Source organism: Rhodohalobacter sp. 8-1 (assembly GCF_038150125.1).
Lineage (GTDB): Bacteria > Bacteroidota > Rhodothermia > Balneolales > Balneolaceae > SW132.
In genome coordinates, this window is the sequence record NZ_JBBVMF010000003.1 from 156,657 (window position 1) to 169,392 (window position 12,736).

10 protein-coding genes are annotated in these 12,736 nt (G+C 44.9%); 2 read left to right on the top strand and 8 right to left on the bottom strand.

The features are described 5' to 3' along the window. Positions 1 to 86: 86 nt before the first annotated feature. On the top strand, positions 87 to 1,223 hold the full coding sequence (locus AABW11_RS03790) for an Mrp/NBP35 family ATP-binding protein (protein WP_340103445.1): 1,137 nt from the start codon (positions 87 to 89) through the stop codon (positions 1,221 to 1,223). A gap of 18 nt (positions 1,224 to 1,241) precedes the next feature. Beyond that, positions 1,242 to 1,856 carry a redoxin domain-containing protein gene (locus AABW11_RS03795; RefSeq protein ID WP_340103446.1) on the top strand — a complete coding sequence of 205 codons (615 nt, stop codon included), beginning with the start codon at positions 1,242 to 1,244 and terminating at the stop codon, positions 1,854 to 1,856. 9 nt (positions 1,857 to 1,865) lie between these two features. Here the strand turns inward: AABW11_RS03795 and rho are convergent, their stop codons facing one another. The 8 genes from rho to glgB form a co-directional block, all read right to left on the bottom strand. Beyond that, on the bottom strand, positions 1,866 to 3,083 hold the full coding sequence (gene rho, locus AABW11_RS03800) for a transcription termination factor Rho (protein WP_340103447.1): 1,218 nt from the start codon (positions 3,081 to 3,083) through the stop codon (positions 1,866 to 1,868). A 149-nt stretch (positions 3,084 to 3,232) separates the two neighbouring features. Further along, the gene (locus AABW11_RS03805) at positions 3,233 to 4,549 is read right to left on the bottom strand and encodes a tetratricopeptide repeat protein (protein ID WP_340103448.1); all 1,317 of its coding nucleotides are present in this window, start codon (positions 4,547 to 4,549) and stop codon (positions 3,233 to 3,235) included. Positions 4,550 to 4,591: 42 nt separating this feature from the next. Then, entirely contained in the window at positions 4,592 to 5,914 is a 1,323-nt protein-coding gene (locus AABW11_RS03810) for a hypothetical protein (protein ID WP_340103449.1), read from the bottom strand. Position 5,915: 1 nt separating this feature from the next. Further along, positions 5,916 to 7,157, bottom strand: a complete 1,242-nt coding sequence (locus AABW11_RS03815) for a DUF4270 family protein (RefSeq protein ID WP_340103450.1) — start codon at positions 7,155 to 7,157, stop codon at positions 5,916 to 5,918. A 37-nt stretch (positions 7,158 to 7,194) separates the two neighbouring features. Next, positions 7,195 to 8,001 (bottom strand): glycogen/starch synthase, encoded by an 807-nt coding sequence (locus AABW11_RS03820; protein WP_340103451.1) that lies wholly within the window; start codon positions 7,999 to 8,001, stop codon positions 7,195 to 7,197. An 18-nt stretch (positions 8,002 to 8,019) separates the two neighbouring features. Continuing rightward, positions 8,020 to 8,847 carry a phosphosulfolactate synthase gene (locus AABW11_RS03825; protein ID WP_340103452.1) on the bottom strand — a complete coding sequence of 276 codons (828 nt, stop codon included), beginning with the start codon at positions 8,845 to 8,847 and terminating at the stop codon, positions 8,020 to 8,022. Between the two features lie 89 nt (positions 8,848 to 8,936). Continuing rightward, on the bottom strand, positions 8,937 to 10,430 hold the full coding sequence (gene malQ, locus AABW11_RS03830) for a 4-alpha-glucanotransferase (protein WP_340103453.1): 1,494 nt from the start codon (positions 10,428 to 10,430) through the stop codon (positions 8,937 to 8,939). A gap of 14 nt (positions 10,431 to 10,444) precedes the next feature. Continuing rightward, complete coding sequence (glgB, locus tag AABW11_RS03835) at positions 10,445 to 12,649, bottom strand: 1,4-alpha-glucan branching protein GlgB (RefSeq protein WP_340103454.1); 2,205 nt, start codon at positions 12,647 to 12,649, stop codon at positions 10,445 to 10,447. Between the last annotated feature and the right edge of the window lie 87 nt (positions 12,650 to 12,736).

Genomic DNA, 12,736 nt, shown 5'->3' on the forward strand with positions numbered 1-12,736 from the left:
ACACTTCGGGTATATCTCTCGTTTATAAAGGGCGATTAAATCCGTATTTTTAAAGATAAGTTAAATCTGCAGAACAAACTGAGGTTATGTCCATAAAGAAAGAGCAAGTTAAATCGGCACTAATGCACGTGCTGCACCCCACCTACAACAAAGATCTGATTTCTCTGGATCTGGTCCAGGATTTAATAGTTCAGGAAAAATATGTTTCGTTTACCCTTGAACTGCCTGAGGAAAACAAAGCCCTGGCTGCTGAGTTGAAAAAAAAGTGTTCAGAAGCCATTCATAAGTTTGTTGATAAAGATGCTGTACTTGACATAACCATTGGCATTAATATTTCTAAAAAGCGAGAGCTTGAAGGCGACGCCAAGCCGGCTGACGCTGCACCAAAGCAGCAGGAACAGCAGCCAATACTGCCCGGCGTCAAAAATATTATTGCCGTTGCGTCGGGAAAGGGTGGCGTGGGAAAATCTACGGTAGCCGCCAATCTTGCGGTTTCACTGGCAAAAGCCGGTTACAGCGTTGGCCTTCTTGATACAGATATTTACGGCCCAAGTGTGCCCACAATGTTTGGCGTAACTGAACGGCCAAACATTACAACCGATAAAAAACTGGTCCCTGTATTCAAGCACGGTGTACACCTTGTATCGATGGGGTTCCTGGTTGATACCGATCAGGCAATGATTTGGCGTGGTCCTATGGTCACCAGTGCCGTGAAACAGTTTATGCAGGAAGTAAAGTGGGGAGAACTTGATTATCTCGTGCTGGACCTGCCTCCGGGCACGGGCGACATTCAGCTAACCATTGTACAAACCGTCCCTCTGACCGGAGCTGTCATTGTATCAACACCTCAAACAGTTGCACTTGATGATGCACGGAAAGGGGTTGCAATGTTCAGTAAAGTAGACGTTCCGGTACTGGGGATTATCGAGAATATGTCGTACTTCACGCCACCTGATATGCCGGAAAAGAAATATTACATTTTTGGAAAACACGGTGCCCGGAAACTCGCCCAAAAGCTTGATGTGCCGTTCCTTGGGGAGATCGCTCTGCAGGAAAATATTCGCGATACAAGCGACAAAGGTACCCCTGTTGTGGAAGCAGAACCTGATTCAGCTGCAGCCGCATCATTTAATCAGATTGGGGAGCGCGTTCGCCAGGCGTTGATCACGCGGCAGAAGGAATCCGGTGAATCTGACAAAATTGAGATTAATATTCGTCCATAATCCTATTCTAAACACCGGATGAGCAAAAATAACGAAAATAACAAAACCGAAAAGAGCTGGAATCGATCGATCATTGAGTGGGGATTGCTAATTCTCATCGCAGGAACACTTTACGCTACAGGGTATCATACTCAGGTCATTGGCATCGCCCAGCGCGGTTTATTGGCAACCGGGCTTATCACACCATCATTTGAAATTGATAAGGATAGTATGCGTGATGCCGGTTCTGAGTTTTATTTCGCCGATGATAGTTTTGAAACCACAAGTATTGCCAAATATCGCGGCAAGGTAGTGTTTTTGAATATCTGGGCTAGCTGGTGTCCGCCCTGTATTGCCGAAATGCCATCTATCGCCTCTCTTTACTCGGACATGAAAAACGATGAAGACGTGGTGTTTCTTCTCGTGTCACTGGATGAGAATTTCGATGACGCAAAGAAGTTTATGGTATCACGGGATCTGGATCTTCCAATTTATCATTTCCGAGGAAAAGATCCGGCTATTTTTACCAGCAATGTTGTGCCTACCACTTACGTGATCACACCATCAGGCAAAATAGCTATGGAAAAACAGGGGATGGCGGCTTACGACTCCCCTGATTTTGCGGAGTTCCTTTTAAAGCTGAAAGATCTGTAAATACAAATGTTAAGTGGTAGCAGCGATTTGGGCAAAAAGCTCTTCGTTACTCTCCGTTCTCTCTATCACTTTCAGAAGCATTTGCATGGATTCTTTGGGAGATTTCTTGAGCAGAAATCTGCGAACCATGTTTCGTTCTTCAAGCGAGTCTGTGATAAATTTGTCTTCATTTCGTGTGCCGGAAGCTGCAATATTTATAGCAGGATAAATTCTGTCGTTAGCAAGCTCACGGTCTAAAACAAGCTCCAGGTTGCCGGTTCCTTTAAATTCCTCGAAAATCAGGTCGTCCATTCGTGAGTTGGTTTCAACAAGACAAGTGGCGATAATGGTTAGAGATCCGCCACCCTCAATTTTCCGAGCCGATCCAAAAATCTTTTTGGGGATTTCCAGGGCACGGATGTCGAGACCGCCGGAAAGCGTACGCCCGCTGTTTGTTTGCGCGGCATTGTAAGCTCTGCCCAGCCGGGTGAGAGAATCTATAAGGAGAACTGCGTTTTGACCAGCCTCCGCCTTTCGCTTTACGTAACCAAGCGCCATTTCTGAAATCCTTACGTGACTTTCGGTTGGTTTGTCGTTTGATGACGCGAATACTTCAGCCTGAGTTGACCTGATGAAGTCCGTAACCTCTTCTGGGCGTTCATCAACCAATAGGATGGCTGTGCTGATGTCGTCGTAATTATCACTGATGCTCCGGGCAATTTTCTTAAGCAATACTGTTTTACCGGTTCGTGGAGGTGCAACAATCAACGCCCGCTGGCCGCGGCCTACAGGAGAAATAAGGTCCATCACCCGCAGTTCATGATCGTCTGGGTTGTGACCAAGCTTAATTTGCTCAACCGGCATGATTGGGGTCTGCAGTTCAAACCGATTTATTTTTTGCCAGAATTCGGCCGGATTGCCATTCACTTTTTCAATAGAGTGAACATGACGGTTTCCGCTTTGATCCTCTTCAAATTCTCCCTCAAGTATCAGTCCCGATCGTAAATCGTGGTGACGAACTTCATCAGGCTTCAGGAATGGATCGTCCTTGCTGTCGCTAAACTCAAAATCCAGTTTACGGATAAAGCCATATCCCTTTTGATTAATTTCAAGCACACCGCTATAACGACCGCCAATGCGTGTTTTTTGATTGGTGTGAAACTTGGGGGTAAATACGTTGCCGCCTTTCCCTTTTTTGGTATTGGATTTTTTTTGGTGCCGTCCTTTACCTTTTTTTGAACGTGCCATACAGTAAGTTTGATGTTAGTAAAAATGTTGCTTCAGGTATCCCGATTTAGTCAATGGGGGTTAAAAAGAAGTGAGAAGCGATTGGAGAAAAGTGAAGTGGCTTATTTACCACCTCACTTAATATAGAAAGGAATCAGAGAGATAAAAAATTATCGTACAGTTGTGGTTTCATTTATCCATGAATAGCACTCATGTTGTGAGCCATCAATGGCAATTTGATCTCCGGCTTCCCAGCCCCGGAAAAACTTATCTTCATCAGTTGGCAGTACGGGCTCATATGCATTGTAAAGCCTCTGTACTTCATTACTTACAGACGAATCTACACTCCGGGCTCTGTCGAGATAGTCGAGTACCAGCCAGTATACGCGTCGATCATCCCGGTCGATTTTACGGGTGCCCGTACAGCTTGAGATGGTTCCCGCATAGATTCTGGCGATCCTTATGAAAGGTTGTCCCCAGGACGGGTCCAGCTCTGATGCCTGTCGGGCATATCTTCTCGCCTGTCGGTAGTTCTCCATGTTCTGATACGTGTCCGCTATTTCAAGAGTAATATCACGCTTAGTGGTAGTATCAGGTGCTTTTTCAGCGGCTTCTTTCAAATACTCGTTTGCCAGGCTGTAATCCGCGTTTTCCATTGCGATATTTGCGAGCTGTCGTGTGTTTTCAAAATTGGGCTCCAGCTCATATAGTCTTTCTGCCATTTCAATCGCTTTTTCACGATTTCCCTGACCCTCATAAAGTGTTGCAAGCTCGTTGAGGAGTTCAGTGTTTTCAGGATCATCTGCAAGCTGCCCTTCAAGAAATTCTATACGCTCCACAGGGTCGGAAAATAATTCGTCACGAGCGTCACTGATGGCTTCTTGCAGATTGTTTCCAGCCAGCGGTTCGATGATGTCGATCATTTCAAGTGCTTTTTCGCGCTCGCCGTCGTTTACGTACTTCTGAAGAAGAATGCGTGCATAATATCCGTCGGATGCTTCGCTTAAACGTTCGGGATTTTCATTAAAAAGCTCTTCATACATTGAGTATGCTTTATCCATCCCGTCTTCAATAAAACTTGAGTTTCGCTGGTAAAACTGACCCAGGTTAAATTTCCATTCAAACCGATCAATTTCTTCCTCACTAAATGTGTCGAGTGCATCCTGAAACACAATCCGTGCAGTGTCGAAGTAGGCTTCTTTGAGTGATGGATCTTCCTGCTGTTCTGCAATTTCAGTGTAAATTCGTCTCATGCGGTCATACTGTGTCGGGAGGCTAAATCGGCCAAATCCCTCAATTTCGCGTGGCTTTTTCTCCAGCATCCATTTGCCAAACTGAAGGGCCATATTGTAATCACCTTGTCGGTAATTATCATAAAAAATGGAGTATGCTTCAATCTCGCTCATGCCGTAAGGAGGCTCGCTTTGGGCCATGGCAGTTGTAGAGAAGCCCGCTATAAATAGGATGATTACAATGTATTGTTTCATAGGTCTGTGATCTTGGTTCTAAAGCAAATAAGTAATGGTTATCTACTGAAATCGTTGTTGCAGGAACATAAATTCAGCAAGATTTAATGAGAGCTTAAAGCCCCATATATTCTCTTTAACTAAACTGTTAGATTCTGTTCCCCGAACTCCATAATTAAAGCTAATATCAATAGAAGATCGGTTTCGTGCTGATGGAATAGTTAAACCGGCGTGAAGCATTGCCGTTTCAATATCCTGGCCGGCAATGGTTAAATGTCCATCATCGTACGTGGCACCAATACTATATCTGAAATTAGAGAAGAACCCGCTGGATTGCTGGTCCATAAATGGTTGATATTGATATCCAAGGCCAACTTTTGTACGATCTTTATAATAACCCTTCTCAGTAAGATTATAGCTGAACTCTGATTCATTCCAGTTCTGAAACAGATACTCTGCTGAGAAACTGTGATAGGGATTTAAATAATACGTAACCCCGCCATTAAATTCCAATGGTAACTTTAATGTGCCATCAGAGCCGGCAGTTGAGTTATTAAGCCGTATTCGTTCATTTGAACCTTCAACAATACGAAATGTTTCAAAGGATCTTTCGGTAGTAATATTTACAGGCAGATTAACTGATCCTGAAATCGACAACCGGTCATTGCTTCTGAATAACTGATCTGACTGGGTATAAATCCCGAAACGGTTTCCAAATCCGGCGCCAGTTATTTCTTCATCAATAACCGGTGGCTGACCCGTTCGCTGGAATCCCAAATCAGAGAAGTTTGTGGTGAGCTCTTCTGAGAGCGTGCTAAGGTAAGCTGAAGCAGCATAACCTATGCTGATATTGTCGTTAAATTGATAGCCCAGGCCAAGTTCAAAGCGGTTTATACCACCCGTTCCAATTGTATTGGTAATATATTCTACTGGTGTATCAAATCCGTCGCTATCTAGTGTTCCGCGGTTCACACGGGCAAAATCTGCGCGCGTAACGGGTGTGAAGGAGATAGACGCACCAAGCTGATTGCGGAGCAGCGGGAAAACGAATTGGAAACTTTCGAATGTAAACCTGGAATTTTGTGCGGTTGATAAATTATCAGATGCCCGAAAGTTTGTTAGTCCAAGAGTGAGTTGACCCTGAGAAAATTCTGACTTTCCCCATTGGGCCGGGTTGGATATGCTGGGTGCAAAAGGTGAATATGTTGATACACCAGACAGCCCCATCCCATTGGTATTGGATGAGTGGATGTCAACCGGCATTCCAAGCCCGATTCCTGAATAAATTGATCCTGACCTGGAAAGACCTTCCTCAATAACCTGCGAAAAGCCTGCAACAGGCAGCAGTAGAAAAAGTACGTATAAAAAAAGTGCTCTGAGATGCATATTAATTATCGGGATTTATAGTGGTAATGATCAATCGCGGCCTCACATTTTCTGGAGCATCTGTTCCTAAAAGTTTGGTAGAAACATAAAGGCCATTGTTCGCCTGGTTGGTGATGTAGAGCGGCGTTGAATCCGATTGTCCATAAATTTGGTCGATTAAATACTGAGTAATCGTTATTCGATAAACGTCATCGTCTTCATCAAGTGTTGCCCCTACGGTAGCCTGCCGGACAAAAATTTCAGAATGTAACGACAGAGGGTCCGTTTCAAATGTGTGTCCCCTCAGGAAATTATTTTCCAATCTGGTAAATCCCATTGGAGCTGTATTCTGTGGGCCGGGATCTACGTTAAAAACGAGTTGTGCATTAACAATTTCTTTGCCTGCAAACTGTTCCGATTCAAAATCAAAATCTACCCTTAATATGTTCTCCATTGTATTGTGCAAAACAAATCCATCGGTGTTGTCAGGAATATTTGTCCGGCTCATAGAGTTTCCATGATCGAGTACGGGCAGGGTGGCCACGAGAGAATCCTGGGCATTTTCAACAATGAAACGGGTAACGGGCGTACTCGATGTATCGTCTACAGCTCTCTGGTGTCTTAGAAAGTCTATTTTGGTGTTTTGTTCCGCGGGCACGATTGCTAAGCCGGGGAACTGAAACCTGTATAGGGAATCTCGCATCGCTGTTGAGTCGTTAAAAAACTCGCGAAAACGTTCTGTAAAGGATGCGCTGACGGGAACCTTCAGGGAGTCTTCATCAGAAACCTGGAACGAGCCGATCAGTGTTGATTCATCGATTGCAACCGGGTTATTATATTGGATTTCCCGGCCTCTCCAGCGTTCGTCTATTTCATAAATATTGTACTGAGATGTGCTGGTTGTATCTCCGTAACCGCGGGGGTTAAACTGCAATACTATGTTTAAAGAATAAGTGTCGGAGAAGCTATCAATCTCGGCTTGAGTGATTGACGGCTTCAACAGGCTGGAAGAAGTCACTGTTCCGTAAACAGGGTCGTTAACGATACCCATTGCCGAGTACGCAAGCTGGCCTGAAAAGCCGTTATCCGATACTATGCTAAGGCCATCCACAGCGTAGGTTGTAGTTGCCACACGCTCCTCGCCATCGGTGAGTTCACCTCCTACAATCCCTTCATTTTCACATGAAGAAATGGATAAAAACAGGGCAAGAACCATAAAGGCAGTGATCGCTGATCGACTGCCTTTTTTAATACGAGAACACACGGATGTGTCGCCGGTCGGTTGAAATAAGGATAATTTATTAGTCCTCTTTTCCGGTGATTGACCGGTAGTAGTCTGAGAATTTTTTCGATACATCTTCGGGCGAACCCTGAATTTTTGTGGGATTAATATTTAGTTCTTTGAAAAGATCGTCGAACTGATCTTTGAGGTGGTTGCCTGTAACAACATGATCGCTGTGAGCAAGGCCGAGCTTTAATAGATTTACTGAGTCGTTCTCTGTCAGGCTGTCGATATCTACATCATCAGGAAGCCCTAAAAGCTCCAGGATGCGTGTGCTATCGAAATGACCTTTGTTTTCAGCATGGTGAAGATTATAAACTACTTGGGTGTCTTTAAAAATCTTCTCGTCTTTATATTTTGTTTTTACAAGTAACGGAATCAATCCGGCCGGCCAGTCGTGGCAGTGGATAATATCCGGTTCCCATCCGAGACTGATAACAGTTTCAAGTACGCCTTTATTGTAAAACGCCAGCCTTTCATCATTGTCGTCGTAAAATTCACCTGTTTTAGGATCATTAAACATCGCTTTTCTCTTGAAATATTTATCATTATCGAGAAAATAGACCTGAAGTTTGGCGTTGGGAATACTTGCCACTTTTATTTTCATGGTATCGACTTCTCCACCCACTTCTACTTCAATTCCTGAAAGGCGGATCACTTCGTGAAGCCGGTTTCGGCGGTCATTGATGGACCCGAATTTTGGAAGCAGAATTCGAATTTCGAAGCCCTCGTCCTGGAGTGAGGCCGGCAAAAATCTTAATAGATCTGCGGTGTAAGTCATTCGGGCAAACGGGGCGATTTCGGTAGCTGCGTATAGAATTTTCATAGTGGAGTTATTCGGTTATTAAAGGTTCTCCTGTGAACTGTCGGATTGATCATCCCTGAACAAGTGATGCTGGTTCTCGGGACTGTCAAGAGAGTAAAAATCGAGTAAAGTATCGCCACGCAATCCGAGTCTCAGCGTCTCAACGGAAATAACTTCGTCCGGTTTGATGTTGCCAAGGTTTACGTTCGATCCAAATTTTTTGATAAACCAGATTTGCTGGTCTTTCTGGGGGGCTTCAAATATAAGATTATCTTTCGAAATCTGATCGGTTATTTCTTCAATAAGGCCTGACCGTACTTCGCCGTTGGGCCGAAACACTCCTACAGTTCCGCTTTCCCTTGCTTCACAAATGACTTTCCAAGATCCGGCGTCAAGTTCATTTTCAATAATCTTTACCCATTTGTAAGGGGGCATAATGTCATCCGGGTTTTTGCTTCCAACCTCAGAAAGTACATTATAATTTCTGCTTAAATCACGAATGATATCAAGTTTTTTATGCTCTGAGAGACGAATAGTACCGTTTGACACTTCGAGGTAGTTAATATCATAACGGTCCAGGAATTTTAAATATTTGCCAAGTTCGTCCCGCAACAGGTAGGCTTCAAAAAGAGTGCCGCCAAAATAAACCGGTATATCATGATTTCGGTAAACGGCCAGTTTATCTTTTAAGTTGGCTGTCACATACGACGTTCCCCAGCCGAGTTTTACGATATCCACATGGTGCGAGGCTACGTCACAAAAATCTTCGGCTTGCCGGACACTATATCCGGTATCGATTGCGAGAGTAATGCCGGTGTTACGGGGTTTCTGAGAGCGTTCTGGAAGATTACTTAAATGAAATGACATTCAATATTTTGTAATTAGTGCGAATTTCATAAGATACAAAACCGTGCTTTTGAATAAAAGTGCAGATCACAGGCGTCATAAACGGCCTGTCAAGGGAGTCTGTTGCTCATTTCTGCCATTTTCTTGATTTGTTGCGTATCAACATTTTGGAGCATATCGGGTGTGTAACGCCAGTTCCAGTTATCGCCCACGGTTCCTGGTGTATTCATTCTGTGAGAAGAGTCAAGATTCATAAAGTCCTGAAGGGGGAAGATAGCCTGATCGGCCACGGAAAACATTCCCAGGCGGATTAGCTCCCACTGTATGTTCTGGCCGTCGCTTCGTGTGTATTCCCTTGCACGATGCTGCTCAACTTCCGGAGCCGATTTGTACCAGCCAATCGTGGTGTCATTGTCGTGTGTACCGGTATAAGTGACACAGTTTTGAGAGTAATTATGGGGCAAAAAGCTGTTGGTTGAATCGGAATCAAAAGCAAACTGTAAAATTTTCATACCCGGAAAATTAAACTGGTCACGTAAATCTTCAACTCCTTGCGTCATCAGTCCAAGATCTTCAGCGATGATAGGCAAGCTGCCCAACTTCTTTTTAATTGTGGTAAAGAGCTCAACCCCGGGTGCTTTTACCCACTCCCCGTTTATCGCATTCTCTTCGGAGGCTTTAACTTCCCAATATTCATCAAATCCTCTGAAATGGTCGACCCGAATGGCATCAAAAAGATCAAACATCTGTTTAAAGCGTTCTATCCACCACGAGAAGCCGTCTTTTTGAAGTGCCTCCCATTTGTATAGGGGATTGCCCCACAGCTGGCCGGTGTCGCTGAAATAATCAGGGGGAACACCGGCAACCAGTTTCCGATTACCCTGTTTATCTACCGCAAAATATTCGGGGTGGCTCCACACATCAGCACTGTTGTGATCAACAAAAATCGGAATGTCGCCTACAACACGGATATTTTTAGAATTGGCATAGTCTTTCAGGGTGTTCCATTGTTCAAAAAACTCAAACTGAAGCCAGGTCTCATATTCAATAACTTCGGCAAATCTCTTTTTTGCTTTTTTCAGAGCGGATGATTTTCGTTGTGCGAGGTCTTTATCCCACTTATTCCACGGCTCCCGATTGTTATAATTCGAACAGGCTATAAACAGCGTATAATCTTCGAGCCAATAACTATTGCGCTCCTTAAAAGCTTTAAGCCTTTTTTGATCTTCTTTCGAATTGGACGACCGAAATTCTTCAAACGCCTTCTTATAAAGCTCATCTTTCTTCTGATAGGATGCCTCGTAATTTGCTTCCACTGTAATTGGCAAACGTGCCTTGGACAGGTCATCAGTTGAAATATAGCCCTTCTCTTCCAGCTTGTCGGGGCTGATGAGGTAGGGGTTGCCGGCAAAAGCAGAGTAGCTGGCATACGGCGAATTTCCATACCCGGTTGGGGATAACGGCAAAACCTGCCAGATGGTCTGGCCGGTTTCTTCCAAAAAGTTGATGAATTCGTATGCTTCGTGCCCCAGGTCGCCCATGCCATAGTTAGAGGGAAAAGACGTGGGGTGCACTAACGTGCCGCAAGATCTCGGAAATCTCATGTGTTTGAATCAGTTTATTCAGGTTTTAAAACTATGCCGGCCAGGGGGGGTACTTCAATGTTGATATGAGCGGGCTGGCTGTGCCATGCACCCTCAATCCCCTGGATGATTCCCGGACCGGCATTGCTGCCGCCGTAGAATTCTGAGTCGCTGTTTAAAAGTACCGAATAATTTCCTGCTTTTGGAACACCAAATTTATAGGATTTATGAAGAGTAGGGGTGAAGTTAAGAATGAAAACGAGAAAGTCTCCCGGATTCTTCCCGCGGCGTACAAAAGAGAGCATGCTGTTGTCAGCATCACTAATATCAATCCACTCAAATCCTTCCCATTTAAAATCAACTTCGTGCATGGCCGGTCTCGCTTTATAGAGACGATTCAGGTCTTTCAATAGATTTTGAACACCTTTATGGTTTTCCCACTGCAGCAGGTGCCAGTCGATGGAGTTGGCCTCAGTCCATTCGCTCCATTGCGCAAATTCGTTTCCCATAAACAAAAGTTTTTTTCCCGGATGACCATACATGTAGGTGTACAGCAGCCTCAAATTAGCAAATTTCTGCCAGTCGTCACCAGGCATTTTACCGATGAGCGACTGTTTCATATGAACCACTTCATCGTGAGAAAGTGGCAGGAGAAATTGCTCTGTAAAGGCATAAATCATAGAAAAAGAGAGCTGATCCTGGTGATAACGCCTGTAAATCGGATCTTTCTCAATATAGTCGAGCGTGTCGTTCATCCATCCCATATTCCATTTCAGGTCGAACCCAAGCCCGCCGGATGACGTTGGCCGGGAGACGCCCTGCCAGGATGTTGACTCTTCCGCCATGGTAAGAACACCCGGGTAGTAATCGTGCACCAGGTCGTTAACACGCCGCAGAAAATGAATCGCTTCAAGATTCTCACGCCCGCCATACTGATTTGGGATCCATTCTCCCTCATCCCGTGAATAATCGAGGTAAAGCATCGAGGCCACCGCATCTACCCGAATACCGTCGATATGAAACTCTTCGAGCCAGTAAATTGCGTTTGAGATCAGGAAATTTGTCACTTCGCTGCGCCCGAAATTGAAAATGTGCGTTCCCCAATCTTTATGCTCGCCCGCCCGCGGATCCTCATGTTCATAAAGAGCGGTGCCGTCGAACCGCCGGAGTCCGTGCTCATCTTTTGTAAAATGCGCAGGTACCCAGTCAACAAAAACGCCAATATTTTCTTTATGGCACGCCTCAATAAAATAACGCAGGTCATCGGGATCACCGAAACGGCTGGTGGGCGAAAAATAGCCCGTTATTTGGTAGCCCCAGGAGGGATCATATGGATGCTCAGCGATAGGCATAAGTTCAATATGGGTGAATCCCATCTCCTTAACATACGGAACAAGATCCTCCGCCAGTTCTCGGTAAGATAAAAACCCCGGGTCCCTATCCGGATGCCGTTTCCACGATCCGGCGTGTATTTCATAAATGGAGATCGGCTGATCATCCGCCTGAATATCCATCCGTTTATTCATCCAGGAGGAGTCGCCCCAGGTGAACGAACTCTCGTAAACTTTTGACGCTGTACCCGGCCGCATTTCAGAGTAAAAAGCATAGGGGTCCGCTTTCTTGAGTGGGGCTTCAGCAAACGGAGACTTTATTTCATATTTATAAATGTCACCATCTGTGATGAGCGGTATAAATATTTCCCAGATCCCTTGAGCAGGATGTTTCCGCATACAGTGAGTTCTCCCGTCCCAGTTATTAAATGGGCCAATAACACTGACACGCTCTGCATTGGGAGCCACAACTACAAAGTGTGTTCCCTCCACTCCCTCAACTTTTTTCTTATGGGCGCCCATCCATTCATAGGCATGATGGTGATTTCCCTCTCCCCAGAGCTGAAGGTCAAATTCTGAGAGCACGGACCCAAAACTATAAGGGTCATGAATTTCAAATGTGTCGCCATCACGCGGCTCTATAACAAGCGTATAGTCACAGCGGTTTTTCCGGCGCGGAAAAACGTGCTCAAAAAGATCGGTTCCCTCAATACGCTCTACTTCTGTGGGAGTGTCGCGAGTCGGTATTTTTAGCAGCACAGATTCGGCGTCGGGTCTGAATGCCCTAAAGACAAGCTTCTCCGTTCCGTTAACGTTTACAGAATGCATACCCAGTACCGAAAAAATGTCTCCGTGAGTTCCGTTGGATATGGCTTGAATTTCTTCGATTTTAAGTGTCGGCTTTTTCACATCTGTAGGGATTTGGTTGATAGACGGTTGCTCACTCTAATATTAAAGGGCAAAGCTTCTCGTTCTGAAAAGGAACCTAAAGCTATG